Origin of the sequence: Ligilactobacillus pabuli, from assembly GCF_022836475.1 — a bacterium.
GTDB lineage: Bacteria > Bacillota > Bacilli > Lactobacillales > Lactobacillaceae > Ligilactobacillus > Ligilactobacillus pabuli.
On record NZ_BQXH01000014.1, the window covers coordinates 25,495 to 40,368 of the forward strand.

The 14,874-nt window shown below is 42.6% G+C and carries 15 protein-coding genes; all 15 read right to left on the reverse strand.

The genetic code is table 11. The features are described 5' to 3' along the window. Positions 1-25: 25 nt before the first annotated feature. The 15 genes from LPAF129_RS07655 to fabZ all read right to left on the reverse strand — a co-directional run bounded on the left by LPAF129_RS07655 (position 26) and on the right by fabZ (position 14,873). On the reverse strand, positions 26-538 hold the full coding sequence (locus LPAF129_RS07655; protein ID WP_265747410.1) for a CvpA family protein: 513 nt from the start codon (positions 536-538) through the stop codon (positions 26-28). A gap of 11 nt (positions 539-549) precedes the next feature. Then, on the reverse strand, positions 550-801 hold the full coding sequence (gene zapA / locus LPAF129_RS07660; RefSeq protein ID WP_244055724.1) for a cell division protein ZapA: 252 nt from the start codon (positions 799-801) through the stop codon (positions 550-552). Between the two features lie 159 nt (positions 802-960). Next, positions 961-1,263, reverse strand: a complete 303-nt coding sequence (locus LPAF129_RS07665) for a DUF1292 domain-containing protein (protein ID WP_244055725.1) — start codon at positions 1,261-1,263, stop codon at positions 961-963. A gap of 17 nt (positions 1,264-1,280) precedes the next feature. Beyond that, positions 1,281-1,721 (reverse strand): Holliday junction resolvase RuvX, encoded by a 441-nt coding sequence (ruvX, locus tag LPAF129_RS07670; protein ID WP_244055729.1) that lies wholly within the window; start codon positions 1,719-1,721, stop codon positions 1,281-1,283. Next, the gene (locus tag LPAF129_RS07675; RefSeq protein ID WP_244055730.1) at positions 1,721-1,984 is read right to left on the reverse strand and encodes an IreB family regulatory phosphoprotein; all 264 of its coding nucleotides are present in this window, start codon (positions 1,982-1,984) and stop codon (positions 1,721-1,723) included. The genes ruvX and LPAF129_RS07675 overlap by 1 nt, the downstream gene beginning before the upstream one ends. A 132-nt stretch (positions 1,985-2,116) precedes the next feature. Beyond that, the gene (gene alaS / locus LPAF129_RS07680) at positions 2,117-4,762 is read right to left on the reverse strand and encodes an alanine--tRNA ligase (RefSeq protein WP_244055731.1); all 2,646 of its coding nucleotides are present in this window, start codon (positions 4,760-4,762) and stop codon (positions 2,117-2,119) included. A gap of 414 nt (positions 4,763-5,176) precedes the next feature. Further along, a complete protein-coding gene (locus LPAF129_RS07685) occupies positions 5,177-6,508 on the reverse strand; it encodes a DEAD/DEAH box helicase (protein WP_244055733.1) in 1,332 nt (443 codons plus the stop codon). Further along, positions 6,498-7,463: a DHH family phosphoesterase gene (locus LPAF129_RS07690; protein WP_244055735.1), complete on the reverse strand. Its 966-nt coding sequence runs from the start codon at positions 7,461-7,463 to the stop codon at positions 6,498-6,500. Before LPAF129_RS07690 ends, LPAF129_RS07685 begins: the two co-directional genes overlap by 11 nt. Before the next feature lie 158 nt (positions 7,464-7,621). Further along, positions 7,622-8,725, reverse strand: a complete 1,104-nt coding sequence (gene dinB, locus LPAF129_RS07695) for a DNA polymerase IV (protein WP_244055739.1) — start codon at positions 8,723-8,725, stop codon at positions 7,622-7,624. A 108-nt stretch (positions 8,726-8,833) separates the two neighbouring features. Then, complete coding sequence (gene zwf, locus LPAF129_RS07700) at positions 8,834-10,309, reverse strand: glucose-6-phosphate dehydrogenase (protein WP_244055745.1); 1,476 nt, start codon at positions 10,307-10,309, stop codon at positions 8,834-8,836. 301 nt (positions 10,310-10,610) lie between these two features. Beyond that, the gene (gene fabI / locus LPAF129_RS07705) at positions 10,611-11,369 is read right to left on the reverse strand and encodes an enoyl-ACP reductase FabI (RefSeq protein ID WP_244055747.1); all 759 of its coding nucleotides are present in this window, start codon (positions 11,367-11,369) and stop codon (positions 10,611-10,613) included. A gap of 52 nt (positions 11,370-11,421) precedes the next feature. Then, the gene (gene accA, locus LPAF129_RS07710; RefSeq protein ID WP_244055756.1) at positions 11,422-12,204 is read right to left on the reverse strand and encodes an acetyl-CoA carboxylase carboxyltransferase subunit alpha; all 783 of its coding nucleotides are present in this window, start codon (positions 12,202-12,204) and stop codon (positions 11,422-11,424) included. Between the two features lie 2 nt (positions 12,205-12,206). After that, the gene (gene accD / locus LPAF129_RS07715) at positions 12,207-13,067 is read right to left on the reverse strand and encodes an acetyl-CoA carboxylase, carboxyltransferase subunit beta (RefSeq protein ID WP_244055757.1); all 861 of its coding nucleotides are present in this window, start codon (positions 13,065-13,067) and stop codon (positions 12,207-12,209) included. After that, positions 13,054-14,433, reverse strand: a complete 1,380-nt coding sequence (gene accC / locus LPAF129_RS07720) for an acetyl-CoA carboxylase biotin carboxylase subunit (RefSeq protein ID WP_244055758.1) — start codon at positions 14,431-14,433, stop codon at positions 13,054-13,056. Before accC ends, accD begins: the two co-directional genes overlap by 14 nt. Positions 14,434-14,441: 8 nt before the next feature. Beyond that, the gene (fabZ, locus tag LPAF129_RS07725) at positions 14,442-14,873 is read right to left on the reverse strand and encodes a 3-hydroxyacyl-ACP dehydratase FabZ (RefSeq protein ID WP_244055759.1); all 432 of its coding nucleotides are present in this window, start codon (positions 14,871-14,873) and stop codon (positions 14,442-14,444) included. Position 14,874: the final 1 nt, after the last annotated feature.

The window sequence follows — 14,874 nt, forward strand, 5'->3', positions numbered from 1 at the left end:
TCTTAACTTCAGACATGGTCTACTTTCATTTTACCCATTCATTCCAAACTCGTTGTGAAAAAATAGGCGTTTCTTTCAGCATAAATTGGGCAACGGGTGAACTACTTAATGAATTCTGGACCGGACTAGTCGGACTGGTTGCCAACAATAGTAAGACAAAAAAAGTCAGCACATAAGCGACCGCCAACCAAACTATTCCGCCAGCCAAAGAATTTAACTGCGAGACTAATGGTAATTTAGTGATAGAAGTAAAGGTTCTGGTTACGACCCTAAAAGCTATTCCACCCACGATCGCAATGATCCAAAAAGCAAGTATTCGGTAAAATAGCCGTGTAATCGTCTCACCATTACCAACTTGTTGGTCTAAATTAGGCAAGTATTTCAGCAAAAAGCCTCCTACTCCACCCGAAAAATAAAGTGCCAGCCCCAAGACAACTAAGTAGCCCAAGATACTCAACAGAGTTTGTACTAACCCCCGCTTAAAACCATAACGAAAACCCAATAGTAGAACTAATAAAATAATTAGAGAAACTAACATGTTTTCACCTATTATTTTTCTGGGGCCTGTTTTTGGGCACGCAGGTCATCCAACTCTTGTTGTTTTTTTAACTGATCTGAAACTGCGTTGATGGCCAGCAAAACTGCTGCATCCTCACGACTGACGTTTCCAGCCATAATTTCAGCTAACTGTTCATCGACTAAGCGTGAAACAGTCCGCATGTGTGCTGGTGTACTATCACCAATTACCACGTAATTTTTATTTGCTATATTTAGTTTAAATCTTTTTTTATTTTCAGCCATGACCGTTCCTCCATTCATCGCTTTGTTCCGTAACTTTAATTCTAGCACATATTGTCTAGCCTTTAGTGTAAATCACTAAAATATTAACCAAATGAAAAAAAGCAACAAAAGCACTTTTATGCTTTCATTGCTTTTTTCACGTTCTTGATTTATCAATGACTACTGCATGTTTTCATCGTTTAAGAATGTGTCTAAAACATCTTCAACCATTTGCCATTCTTCGTCATCATCAATTTCAGTTAAATCAAGGTCGCCTTCCTCTGAGGCTTCCTGTTGTGGATCAAAAGAAAATGCCATAACATCAACTTGTTCTTCTGGTTCAGATTCAGCTGGGACCAATAAGATATATGATTTGCCATAATCTTCAGATTCAAAAGTGAACAAGATCTCATATTGAACCTCATTCCCACTATCATCAACTAATGTAATCAAATTTTCAGCATCATTTTGTTCTTTACTCATCACAAGCGCTCCATTTCTTAGAGTTTTTCTACTAATTTACCGTGTCGATCCAAGTAATTCTGCAAAATTAAACTGGCAGCTAACTTATCGATCACTTTTTTACGTTTTTTCCGTGAAGTATCAGCTTGTTCGACCAGCATCCGCTCTGCTTCAACTGTGGTCAAGCGTTCATCTTGATAATCAACGGGTAAGTCAAACATGTCGATCAACCGTTGACCATAGGCTTGACTAGCGACGACCCGCGGTCCAAGCGTGTTGTTCATATTCTTCGGTAAGCCAACCACAAAGGCTGTCACCTCGTATTGTTCAACTAACTGTGCTACTCGTTCCAAGCCAAACTGCTCTTCATCTTCGTTGATCCTAATGATCTCAACGCCTTGCGCAGTCCAACCTAGTTGATCACTAACAGCAATGCCAACTGTTCTCGAGCCGACATCTAAACCCATAATTCGTGCCACTAATGTTGCTCCTCCTTGTTTAAATATGAACGGACCAATTCCTCAACGATCTCATCACGTTCATGTTTACGTATCAAATTTCGCGCATCATTTAAGCGTGGAATATAGGCAGGATCTCCTGACAACAAATACCCTACGATCTGATTGATCGGATTATAACCCTTTTCTTCCAATGAACGATAAACCGTTTCTAACGTGTCATGGACATCTTTTTGACTATTGTCATCAAAATTAAAGTATCTAGTCTTATCCAACGAACTCATTTTCCTGCACCTCCGCGTTTACAGTTACTCCTAGTCTAATTCTACTAGAACATTGTAGTTGTAACAATCAAATGGTTCACTTGTAACCAAGTCGTAATCATTTAGAGATAGAATTGAAATTTTCCTAACTAATTAAGCTTGGTCTGCCACCCATTGTAGGCCTTGCTTCAAAGCTGCTGGAATCCCATCTGCTTTCTTACCGCCGGCTTGAGCCATATCAGGACGACCACCGCCACCGCCGCCAACTAATGGTGCGATGTTTTTGATCAAGTCTCCTGCTTTCAATCCGGCCTTAACACTTGAGTCTGCAACGGCAACTAACAAGTTAACTTTGCCGTCTTCAGTTTGAGTGGCTAAGATCAAGACATCAGAAACTGCCTTAGACTTCCACTGGTCAGCCAACTGACGCAACTGATTCATACCGGAAACTTTAACTTCTTCTGCGATCACTGTTCGTGAACCTGCAGTCTGCAGATTGCCCCAAATATTAGCGGCTTGCTGACTAGCAAGTTTATCTTCTAAGCTTTGCAACTTGTTTTCTAATTGTTTAACATTGTCCAACAAGCTGGCCACTTTGTCCGGAACATTTTTGGCCTTTGGAATCTTCAATTCTGTCGCAGTGGTTTGCAAAAGTTGATTTTGATCTTCCAAGTATTCAAAGGCTTCACGTGCAGTCACTGCTTCGATCCGACGAGTACCTGCCCCGATCCCTGATTCAGAAATAATTTTGAATAAGCCAATTTCACTAGTATTATCAACGTGGTTACCACCACAGAATTCACGAGAGTAATCCCCAGCGGAAACAACGCGGACAACATCACCGTATTTTTCTGAGAATAAGGCGATCGCACCCATCTTTTTGGCAGAATCAATATCTGTCACAGTTGTGTTGACCGCAATATTAGCCCAGATCTTTTCATTCACAATTTGTTCAACTTGTGTTAATTGTTCAGGGGTAACATTCCCCATGTTGGTAAAGTCAAATCGCAAGTAAGTTGGTTCAACCAACGAACCAGCCTGATGAGCATGACTGCCCAAGACGTCGCGTAAGGCTTGATCCAACAAATGCGTAGCAGTATGGTTCTTTTTCACCTTATTATGGCGTTTAATATTAACTTCCAATTGATATTCTTGGCCACTGACCATCGCAGCTTGAACCTCAACCGTGTGCATGTTTTGCCCGTTTGGCGCATGTTGGACATCGGTGACTTCTGCAACTACGTTTCCAGCCTGATCCTTAATCACACCGGTATCAGCAACCTGTCCACCCATTTCTGCATAAAATGGTGTTTGAGAGAAGATCATCCGTGCGCGGCCGCTAGGAATTTTGTTGATAATTTGGTCTTTGACAATAATATCTTTCAAAACGCCTGTTGTGCTTAATGTTTCATAACCGACATATTCACTTGGCGTCTTAATATCAGTTAATAAAGCATCTTGAACACCCATTGATTTAGCATCCGAACGTGCAGCACGTGCGCGATCCTTTTGTGCTTGCATTTCTTTTTCAAAACCGGCTTGGTCAACTTTCAAGTTGCTGTCAGCGGCATATTCTTGGGTCAATTCTAACGGGAAACCATAGGTATCATATAACTTGAAGACTGGTTTTCCTGGCAAAGTATCTTTACCTTGAGCCTTAGTTTCTTGGACCAAGTTATCCATGAGTTCCATTCCGTCTTTCAACGTTACATTGAAGCGGTCTTCTTCATCCCGGACAACTTTAGCGATGTAATCAGCTTGTTCCAAAACTTCTGGATAAGCTGCTTCCATAATTTGGCCAACAACTGGCACTAATTTGTATAAGAAAGCATCTTCGATCCCTAACTTGCGTCCGTGCATGACTGCCCGTCTGATCAAACGACGAATAACATAACCACGGCCATCGTTAGTTGGCAAGGCACCGTCACCGATCGCAAAAGTAATTGCCCGAATATGGTCAGCAATCACCTTAAAGGAGACATCACTAACTGGGTCTTGTCCATATTGTTTGCCATCAGAAAATTCAGCTGTTTTAGCGATCAATGGTAAGAACAGATCGGTTTCAAAGTTAGTTTTAGCGTGTTGGAAAACTGAGACAACACGTTCTAAGCCCATCCCCGTATCAATGTTTTTATGCGGCAATGGTTCATAGGTATTATCTGGTTTATGGTTAAATTCAGAAAAGACAATATTCCAAATTTCCAAGTAACGTTCATTTTCGCCGCCAGGATAGCTTTCAGGATCATCTTCTGGCAAGTTGTTCATGGCTGCGCCACGATCATAGAAGATTTCTGAATCGGGACCTGAAGGACCTTGGCCAATATCCCAGAAGTTATCTTCAGCTTCATAGATGTGGTCTTCTTTAACCCCAACTTGTTGCCAAATCTTCTTGGCATCTTGGTCTTTAGGATAAACCGTAATGAACAGCTTTTCTGGGTCTAAAGCATACCAGTCTGGGCTTGTCAACAGTTCCCAGGCCCAAGCGATTGCTTCTTCCTTAAAGTAGTCGCCGACAGAAAAGTTCCCCAGCATTTCAAATAACGTATGGTGGCGGGCAGTATGACCAACATTTTCAATATCATTAGTTCGAATTGATTTTTGTGAACTGGTCAAACGGCGGTTCTTAGGGACCACTGAGCCATCAAAATATTTTTTCATGGTTGCTACACCTGAGTTGATCCATAATAAAGTTGGGTCATCTTGTGGAACTAAAGGAGCACTTTTTAACACATCATGGCCCTTGCTCTTAAAGAAATCTAAGTACATTTGGCGAATCTGTGCGCTAGATAATTTTTTCATTAAAAATTTTCCTTTCTGATTTTCCTGGACCTTGCTTGCCAGAAGTGCACAATACTATTCACTCACTAACAGGCCAGTTCATGGTTAAGTTTAGCCATCACGATCTTCAGTCTATTTGAGGCTCTTTTGAACAAAAAACACCGTTGCGAGCAGGGACGCTTCTGCGCGGTACCACCCTGCTTGCAACGATGTTAGTCGTTAACCTCTTAGTGCTGTTATCAGCGATAATTTAAATTTAAGATGATGGGTAGCACTAAAACAATTCTGTGGGCCTTTTCAGCATCCAGACCCTCTCTGCATCAGTCATTTGTTCTAACATATCCCAAAATTATTTACAATTAAAAAGTATAGTGATTTTTAGCGCAAAAGTCAATGCTTAACGCTGTGGCTCTGCTATTTTTTCTAGTTAACCAACTATCTCTTCTTGCTTCTGCGTTCAGCACGCATTTCGATCCGACGTTTAGCCATTTGATCTTTATGGATCGCCTTTTTAATCCGCTTCTTATACCCAGGCTTATGCTTAGTCTTTTCCTTTTTCGCCATTCCACGTAATGATGGGTCCATCGTATTATGCCGTTTCTTGCGTTTTACCCGACGTTTACGGTCATAGGAATCCACAATTTCACCATTCTTAATCGCTTTTGGCTGGAAAGCGATCCCCATTTCTTCTAGTTCAGCAACTTTTTGGTCATCATCTGGCCCATACAAGGTAATTGCTGTTCCAGACATGTTGTTTCGCCCAGTCCGGCCGACACGGTGTACGAAAAATTCTAAGTCAGTTGGCAAGTCATCATTGATCACATGTGAAACGCCTTCAATATCAATTCCACGTGCGGCTAAGTCAGTCGCAACTACGAATTGATAATCCAAGTTATGGATCTTTTTCATGACCCGTTTACGTTCACGGGGCTGTAAACCACCATGGATCTTAGCGACATCCAAGCCGCATTTCCGTAAATAGTCAGTTAATTCATCCACTCGTTCTTTAGTGTTGGCAAAAATCAAGACCAAGTATGGCTCACCCATCGTGATCAATTGATAAATCAACTGATTACGGTCCCGACCCTTAGTTGAGATCAACCAGTTATCAATAGTAGGACTGATCACAGTCTGATTTTCAACCACTTCAATGACTGGATTACTCATATACTTCCGCAAAAATGGTTCTAATTTTACTGGGATCGTCGCTGAAAAGACCATCATTTGCAAATCTTCTGGCAAAGCGGACGCAATTGCATCTGTTTCCTTCAAAAAGCCCATGTCCAAGGTCATATCTGCTTCATCAACGACAAAATACTTGGTCAAATGAATATCCAAGTCATGACTATTGATCAAATCTAAGACCCGACCGGGAGTCCCAATCACAATTTGGGGCTGTTTCTTCTCTAGTCGTGTCATTTGACGTTTCTTATCGGTCCCGCCCACATAGTTGACCACTGTGATCTCTTCATCAGCTTCAGCTGCAATTTGTTTAGCAGCATCATAGATCTGGTAAGCTAATTCCCGACTTGGGGTGGTGATCACTGCTTGAACTTCATGTGCCTGAAGGTCTAGTTCATTAAAAATTGGCAACAAGAAGGCATGAGTTTTTCCGCTTCCTGTTTGTGCCTGACCAACAACACTCTTACCGTGCAAGATTGGCGGTAACAGACGTTGTTGCACCTCTGTGGGTGCAGTAAAGTTCAATTTTTCTAAAGCCCGGTTAATAAAGGGCTTAAAGTTGTAATCAGTAAATTTATTCGGCATTTTCTTCTCCTATATCAGTGGCTGCCAGCTGATCTAACTTCTCGACAAAGGCCGGGATCCCCGCTTCGTCTTTCATCACAGCTCCACTAGCTAGCGGGTGACCGCCGCCGTGGTATTCTTTGGCGAGTTCATTGATGACCGCCTTTTTCGAACGAATGCGTAAGCGGAATGACCCATCTTTTTGTTGGACAAAAATTGTCCAGCATTTAACTGTTGAAACTTTTCCTAGTAAAGGTACGATTCCAGCGGTTCCGGCATCACCCAACTCAAACTTGTCCAGAGTTTCGCGGGTCAATACAATATATGCTGCATTATGTTCAGTCAGCTGCATGTTTTCCCACACATAGGCTGACAAACGAGCAACAGCTGGTTCAATGTTATCTAACTTACGGTTAACAGCCGCGGCATCAAAACCAGTCGCGATCAAATCAGCCGCTACCCGTAAGGTATGTGGTGTCGTTGCATCATACATAAATCGACCGGTATCTCCCACGATCCCAGCATAGAGCATTCGTGCCGACGTCTGTGATAATTTCAACCGCCCATTTGAAGCATTCACCAAGTCTACAATGAGTTCTGAAGTACTGGACGCTTCTGGGATAACCCAAGTTAAATCACCAAAATTATCATCATTCGGATGGTGGTCAATTTTTATCATGAACTTGCCAGTCGTATAACGCTGGTCTTCCACCCGCGGAGTATTGGCAGTATCCACGACGATCACCAACGCTTCTTTAAATTCTTCATCAGCTACTTCCTGTTCTTCGGCGATCCAGGCCAAGCCCTTGGCGTGAGCTCCGACCTGATAAACCGTTTTTTCCGGATAGCTTTCCCGAATAATAGTGGCTAAACCACACTGTGAACCGATTGCATCAGGATCTGGTCGTTGGTGGCGGTGAATGATGATTGTTTGATATTTTTCAATTTGATCAACAATTTGTTCTTGTATCGTCATAAAAAACTCCTTCATTTTTTCTATATTTTCGAATTTCTTCTAACTTAGAGCCCTAATGACTGACTCTACTTTTAGCTAACACTTCACTATACATTTTTTAGCGTCTACTTTCAAAGTTTTCAGAGGTTTTTCTGAAAATTTTAATTTCGCCTTCAAACTTACCCTAAACGATCACTGTCATTGCCCCATAAAGGTAAGACTACATTTTCGTAATCTACGGGATCTAAGTTGGTCAATGTTAGTCCCATTAACCGAATATCATACTGTTCATCCGGCTGGATCTCTTCTAATAACTGTTGCCCGTAAAATTCATAAGTTTCAGCCTGATTAGGTAAATAGTCGGTTAAGGTCAGCCGTTTTGTCGTGGTCTCAAAGGCAGAATTTCTGACTTTAAGCACCAGGGTCTTCCCGTGTTTTTGCTGCTTGGTTAGGTCTTTGACCAAACGTTGGGCACTACGATGTAAGAAGTCGCTGACATCTTCTGGCGCGGTCAACGGCTGATCAAAGGTCCGCTCGTTCCCAATCGATTTCCGGCTGCGTTGCCACTCAACTGGTCGCTCATCAATGCCGCGAACTCGCTGGTATAAAATGTAGCCCATTTTGCCAAAATGCGCAATTAACTCCGCCGACGAAAGTTGATAGAGGTCATAGCCCGTAAAGATTCCCAGCTCATGCATTTTGGGGACTGTTTTTTGCCCCACTCCACGAAACTTTTCAATCGCTAACGGAAACAAAAAATCGCTGACTTCTTCTGCCCGAACGACAGTCACCCCCACCGGTTTACTGAAATCAGAGGCCAACTTCGCTAAGAATTTATTATACGAGACCCCCGCTGAACAAGTTAAGTGTAATTTGGCATAGATTTCTTGTTGGATGCTGCGAGCGACTTGGATCGCAGAAACTAACTGCTTTTTATTGTTCGTCACGTCCAAATAGGCTTCATCAAAAGCAATTGGTTCAATATAGTCAGTATATTCATGTAAAATTTCATGCATTTGCTGAGAAACCTGCCGATATTTCTGAAAATCTGGCGTTTTGAAATAGGCCTGGGGACATAATTTAAGTGCCTCCTGACTGCTCATTGCCGAATGAACTCCAAAAGAACGAGCAACATAATTAGCCGTAGCCACGACTCCATGTCCGCCCGTTTGCCGCGGATCACGTGCAATTACCAGTGGGCGACTAACCAGTTGCGGGTCGTCACGCATCTCGATCGACGCATAAAAAGCATCCATATCAATATGAATTATTTTACGTTCCATCATCCAAGTCACCCCCTGCCCACATTTGCAAAAACAGTCTAAAAATAGCAGTAACAACTGCTTGTCACTGCTATTTTAGCATGTTATTCACTTTAAGCCAGCTAACAGCTAGTCTTCATCTGGACTGAGGTACCAGTTATTACCATCTTCAGCCAATAGATCCTTGGAAGCTTGCGGCCCCATTGACCCGCATTCATAATTAGGGAAGGCGTCTGCAGCCAATGTTTCATTGTCCCAAGCATTTCGCACTGAATCCACGAAACGCCATGAATAATAAACTTCATCCCAGTGTGAGAAGCTGGAAGAATCGCCCTTCAAGACATCATAGAGTAGTTTTTCATACCCGACTGGCATCTTAGATTGCGTCTTTGCACCATGTTCATGGTGCAGCTTCATAGTTTCGATACTATATTCTTCATAATCAACTTTTTTACCGTTTAACCGCAGTTCCATTCCAGGATTTGGTTCAACTTTAAAGGATAAGATATTCCGGTTCAACTGTCCATCGCCAAAAATGTTATATGGCGCATTTTTGAAAACAACATCGATCCGGGTTTCTTTTTTCGTCAAACGTTTCCCCGTCCGCAGATAAATTGGCACATTTGCCATGTTCATATTATCAACGAAGATCCGGCCAGCCACAAAAGTTTCCGTCGTAGATTCTGGGTCAACTTGATTTTCATCACGATAAGCAACTTGCCCATTACCTGGACCATACTGACCGCGGACAAAGTTGTGCTTAACACCCGCTGCATCATACACCCGCAAGGCTTTTAAGGCAGAAATCTTTTCTTTACGAATATCTTCGTCAGTATACGTCATTGGTGCATTCATCGTTAACAAAGCGACAGTTTGTAAGATATGATTTTGGACCATATCCCGTAAAGCACCAGCATCCTCGTAGTAACCGGCCCGTTCTTCAACGCCTAAGGCCTCACTTAAAGTGATCTGGATATTATCGATATAGCGGTAATTCCATAAGGCATTAAAGAGGTTATTGCTAAATCGTAAGGCTGGAATACTTTGGATCATTTCTTTACCTAGATAGTGATCGATCCGATAGACGTCTTTTTCTGGGAAATACTGGTTGATTTCTTCATTTAATTCACAGGCACTCTGCAAGTCATGACCAAAAGGTTTTTCGATCACAACGCGGTTATAACCGTTGTCTGTGACCAAGCCCTGCGTCTTGACATGCTGACAAATGATTGAGAAAAATTGCGGTGACATTGCCAAATAAAAGACCCGGTTACCTTCTAAGGTATATTTTTGATCGAGTTCATCTGCGAGTTTGCGCAATGTTTCGTAATGTTGAGTGTCATTGACATTATGTGATTGATAATAGAAATGGCTGGAAAATTCATTGGCTTGCTTAGCCGTAACTTCCATTCCAGAAATGGAGTTCCGCACGATTTCTTGGTAACGTTCATTGTTCCATGGTCGCCGAGCTGTACCAATTACGGCAAAGTGGTCCTTGAGAAAACCCTGCTTATATAAGTTGAACAAAGATGGATACAATTTACGTTGTGCCAAGTCTCCGGTCCCACCGAAGATAATAAACAACGCCTTTTGTTCGTTTGTCATTTTTTTGCGCACCGCTTTCTTTATTTTTTACTTATCCATTATAGCATTCTTTATTTTGTTCCGACTAGTCAGAAGTTTAGTCAAAAGCTGACTAAACTAGGTTTTAAAAAATGCAATCGCTACCTTTATTATAACAAAGGGCTCTAGAGAACTCTGCCACTTTATTAAATTTTTTTATTTTTATCTTTGCTTTCTGACTAATTTAGCAAAAATTTGGCACAAAATCACAAAAAAACGCGACTATAATAGAAAAAGCCATGATTTAGTCTGATCAACTAAACCACAGCTCTAATTAAAATGTTTAAATCAAATGAACACCTTTATCAACGTAAATCGTGTCACCAACGACACCAGTTGCCAGGTCACTCATTAAGAAGGCACAAGCCCCACCAATTTCTTTAGTTGTGACTGAGTTACCATCGACTGTCCGACTTTGTGATTCAGCTAAGAGGCTGGAGTGATCCTTCACACCAGTAACCGCTAAAGTCTTAACCGCACCAGCAGAGATGGCGTTAACACGAACACCATATTGACCCATATCACGAGCCAAGTAGCGCACGTTAGCTTCCAACGCAGCCTTAGCAACACCCATCACATTATAATTAGGGATTGCTCTTTCAGAACCAAAGTATGTCAATGTCACAATACTTGCTGGGTCATTTAAAATTTCTTGGCCATAGCGTGCAACAGCTAATAAGGAGTATGAAGAGATATTTTGTGCCATCGCATATCCATCACGACTAGTATTTTGAATATCTCCATCAAGTTCTGCTTTATTCGCAAATGCGATGGCATGAACGATACCGTCCAATTTGCCAAAACGTTCCTTAATTTCGCCAAAAGCTTTTTCCATACTTTCGTCTGTGGCAACGTCACATTCGATCAGATTATCTTCGTTGTCGACCAACTTCATGACACTCTTTTTCATGCGTTCATTTTGATAAGTATAAATCACAGTTGCACCTTGTTCTTCCAAAGCTGAAGCACAGCCCCACGCGATCGAGCGCTTGTTAGCCACACCCATTACCAAAATTTTCTTGCCTTCTAATAAGTTTCCCATTATAAATTCGCTCCCTTGATATTTACATTAATTTTATTTAGTTAATTAACCCTTAAAATTTTCTAAAACGTGCATGTCTTTGTGCCAATAACTCTTCTGCCGGCAACTGTGTCAGTTTCTCGAGTTCTGGTTGAATGACCTGTGCGAGATTACGGCAAAAACGCTTGTGCGCACTAGGCTCCGGAATAATACCCTCAATGACATTAGCTTTTAATAATGCCTCTGGAGTTAATTGCATTACTTCGGCCGCTTCGGCTGCTTTACTAGCATCTTTCCACAAAATCGACGCAAATCCTTCTGGTGATAGGACAGAATACATACTGTTTTCTGTCATCCAAACTTGATCACCACAAGCTAACGCCAAGGCTCCACCGCTACCGCCCTCACCATAAATGATGGTCAATATTGGGACACGTACACCTGCAATTTCCAACAGATTCCGCGCGATTGCTTCACCCTGTCCCTGCTCTTCGGCACTAGCTGCTGGATAAGCTCCGGCAGTATTAACGAAGGCTAAGACTGGCCGGTTAAACTTTTCCGCTTGTTTGATCAAGCGCAAAGACTTCCGATAAGCGGCTGGTGCTGGACTACCAAAATGTTTGGCGATCCGGTCTTTAGCAGACAACCCCTTATCGATCACTAAAACTGTGACTGCCTGTCCCGCAAAATGGGCTAAACCGCCAATAATTGACGGGTCGTCATCATTTAAACGATCACCGTGCATTTCCATAAAATCAGGAAATAGTTCGCTGATCAATTCAGTTCCAGTAATTTTTTGACTATCTCTGGCGGCAGCGACGATTTCGCCGGCCGTCCGCTGTTTTTTTCCAAACAAACTTACGATGACAATTCGCCCGCCTTTCCTTGGTTCATTTCTAACAACCATTCGATCGTCGCTTTTTCATCAGGTCGTTTCACAATTGCATCAATAAATCCATGTTGCAAAATATTATCTGCATCCTGCAAATTTTCTGGAATTTTTTGATGCATCGTTTGTTCAATCACACGTTTGCCAGCAAAGCCGATCAAAGCATGCGGTTCGGATAAAATAATATCACCCTGCATCGCAAAACTAGCAGTAACTCCACCAGTTGTTGGGTCAGTGATCACCGATAAGTAAAATAAACCGGCCTGAGAATGAGCTTTGACGGCCGAAGAGACCTTGGACATTTGCATTAAGGAAAAAATTCCTTCTTGCATCCGCGCTCCGCCAGAGGCAGTAAATAACACCACCGCTTGCTGGTGCTCAGTCGCATATTCAAATAACCGGGTCACTTTTTCACCAGTCACTGTCCCCATTGAACCCATAATGAAATTTGGATCCATGATCCCCAAACAAAATTCCTGCGAACCAATTTTAGCAACTCCGGTCAAAATGGAATCATTCAAATCGGTCTTGCGTTTCGCCGCAGCAATCTTTTTACCATAATCTGGAAAGTCTAAGGGATCAGCTGTTTCGATGTCCTGATCCATCTCAGTAAAACTATCAGTCAGCCATTCAACTCGGTCCCGACTAGCGATTCGAAAACCATAATCGCAATTGGGGCAGGTGAAATAGCGGCCCAGGTCTTTATGATAAACAGACTGCTGGCATTTAGGACAAGCCAGCCACACACCGCTGGGTAAATTTTGCTGGGCTTGCTTATTTGCTTTAATATGTTTTTGTCCCAGCGTTTTTAACTCATCAAACAGCTGCATTATTTTCCCTTCTCTTCCATTCTGGTAAGAAGACTCGTTCAACGTAATCGGTGGTCATTGTCCCTTGCTTAAATTCTGGGTCTTCTAAAAGTGCCAGATAAAATTTTTGGTTCGTCGTAATTCCTGAAATCACCATTTCATTTAACAGACGCTTAACTTTTTCAATTGCTTCAAGCCGATCATGGCCCTGACCGATCAATTTGGCGATCATTGAATCATAGTACGGTGAAATACTACATCCAGCGTATAAAGCCGTGTCCATCCGCATCCCCAGATTACCGACTGGAACATACAGATATTTAACCTCACCGGTCGACGGAAAGAAATCCTTGCTAGGATCTTCCGCATTGATCCGGCATTCGATCGCGGCACCATTCAAATGGATCTGCGACTGGTTGAAAGGCAACGGTTCACCCGCTGCAACTTTAACTTGTGCCTTGACTAAGTCAATACTTGTCACCATTTCTGTGACAGTATGTTCCACCTGAATTCTGGTGTTCATTTCCATGAAGTAAAAGTTGTGTTGCTGGTCCATTAAAAATTCAATCGTTCCAGTATTCAAATACTCAATCGAATTAGCGGCCCGTAATGCGATCTCACCCAGCTCTTGTCGTTGTTGGGCAGTAATTAACGAGCACGGACTTTCTTCGATCATCTTTTGCTTACCGCGTTGAACGGAACAGTCCCGTTCTGGGAAGTAAACCGAATTTCCTTGCTGGTCGCGGAAAATCTGCACTTCAATGTGCTTAACATTTTCCATGATTTTTTCGAGGTACATCCGGCCATCGCCAAAAGCACTCTGGGCTTCATGACTAGCTTCTTCAAATGCCGCCGCCAAGCTTTGCTCATCTTCAACGCGCCGAATCCCTTTTCCACCGCCGCCAGCTGCTGCCTTTAGTAAAACAGGAAAGCCGACCTTTTGTGCAACTTGCTTGGCTTCGTCTGCATCCTTTAAGAAACCTTCACTCCCTGGGATCACTGGCACGCCGCTATTTTGCATTTGCACTCTAGCATTGGCCTTGTTTCCCATTAAATCAATGGTTTCTGACCGTGGCCCAATAAAAGTGATCCCACAATCTTCACACATTTCCACGAAACGACTGTTTTCCGACAAAAAGCCAAAACCTGGGTGGATTGCTTGCGCCCCTGTCCCCACGGCAGCTGCCAGAATATTTTTCATATTTAAATAAGAATCTTGCGGTCGTGCTGTTCCCACGCAAACCGCTTCGTCTGCCAATTGCACATGCAGACTCTCGCGATCAGCCGTGGAATAAATAGCCACTGATTTAATTCCGAGTTCTTTTAAAGAACGAATAATTCGGACCGCAATTTCACCACGATTTGCTACTAAGACTTTCGAGAACATTCTAATCGCTAATCCCCAATCATAAATGTGATTTCAGCCGTGCAGGCCTTCTTACCATCAACTGTTGCAACGGCCTTTCCTAAACCTACGCTGCCCCGAATTTTTTCGAGCACAACTTCAATGATCATTTGGTCACCAGGCCGCACAACTTTTCTGAATTTAGCGGATTTAATTCCGCCAAAGTAGGCAGTTTTACCTTTAAATTCATCTAAACTTAACAAGGCAACTGCACCTGTTTGAGCCATTGCTTCTACGATCAAAACCCCTGGCATGACAGGATTTCCCGGAAAATGTCCCTGGAAAACTTCTTCGTGCGCAGTCACATTTCGCAAGGAAACTGCCCGTTTACCTGGTTCTAATTCTTCGATGCGGTCGATCAACAACATCGGATAACGGTGCGGGATAATTTCTTGAATCTGGGTCGAATCTAAAACAGTCATC

What these genes read in the sequence shown, in the direction of transcription:
- accD (WP_244055757.1), bottom strand. Translation starts at nt 13,067, where the DNA reads ATGCAGCTGTTTGATGAGTTAAAAACGCTGGGACAAAAACATATTAAA.
- LPAF129_RS07655 (WP_265747410.1), bottom strand. Translation starts at nt 538, where the DNA reads ATGTTAGTTTCTCTAATTATTTTATTAGTTCTACTATTGGGTTTTCGT.
- zwf (WP_244055745.1), bottom strand. Translation starts at nt 10,309, where the DNA reads ATGACAAACGAACAAAAGGCGTTGTTTATTATCTTCGGTGGGACCGGA.
- dinB (WP_244055739.1), bottom strand. Translation starts at nt 8,725, where the DNA reads ATGGAACGTAAAATAATTCATATTGATATGGATGCTTTTTATGCGTCG.
- LPAF129_RS07690 (WP_244055735.1), bottom strand. Translation starts at nt 7,463, where the DNA reads ATGACGATACAAGAACAAATTGTTGATCAAATTGAAAAATATCAAACA.
- accC (WP_244055758.1), bottom strand. Translation starts at nt 14,433, where the DNA reads ATGTTCTCGAAAGTCTTAGTAGCAAATCGTGGTGAAATTGCGGTCCGA.
- fabZ (WP_244055759.1), bottom strand. Translation starts at nt 14,873, where the DNA reads ATGACTGTTTTAGATTCGACCCAGATTCAAGAAATTATCCCGCACCGT.
- LPAF129_RS07665 (WP_244055725.1), bottom strand. Translation starts at nt 1,263, where the DNA reads ATGAGTAAAGAACAAAATGATGCTGAAAATTTGATTACATTAGTTGAT.
- fabI (WP_244055747.1), bottom strand. Translation starts at nt 11,369, where the DNA reads ATGGGAAACTTATTAGAAGGCAAGAAAATTTTGGTAATGGGTGTGGCT.
- zapA (WP_244055724.1), bottom strand. Translation starts at nt 801, where the DNA reads ATGGCTGAAAATAAAAAAAGATTTAAACTAAATATAGCAAATAAAAAT.
- LPAF129_RS07675 (WP_244055730.1), bottom strand. Translation starts at nt 1,984, where the DNA reads ATGAGTTCGTTGGATAAGACTAGATACTTTAATTTTGATGACAATAGT.
- LPAF129_RS07685 (WP_244055733.1), bottom strand. Translation starts at nt 6,508, where the DNA reads ATGCCGAATAAATTTACTGATTACAACTTTAAGCCCTTTATTAACCGG.
- alaS (WP_244055731.1), bottom strand. Translation starts at nt 4,762, where the DNA reads ATGAAAAAATTATCTAGCGCACAGATTCGCCAAATGTACTTAGATTTC.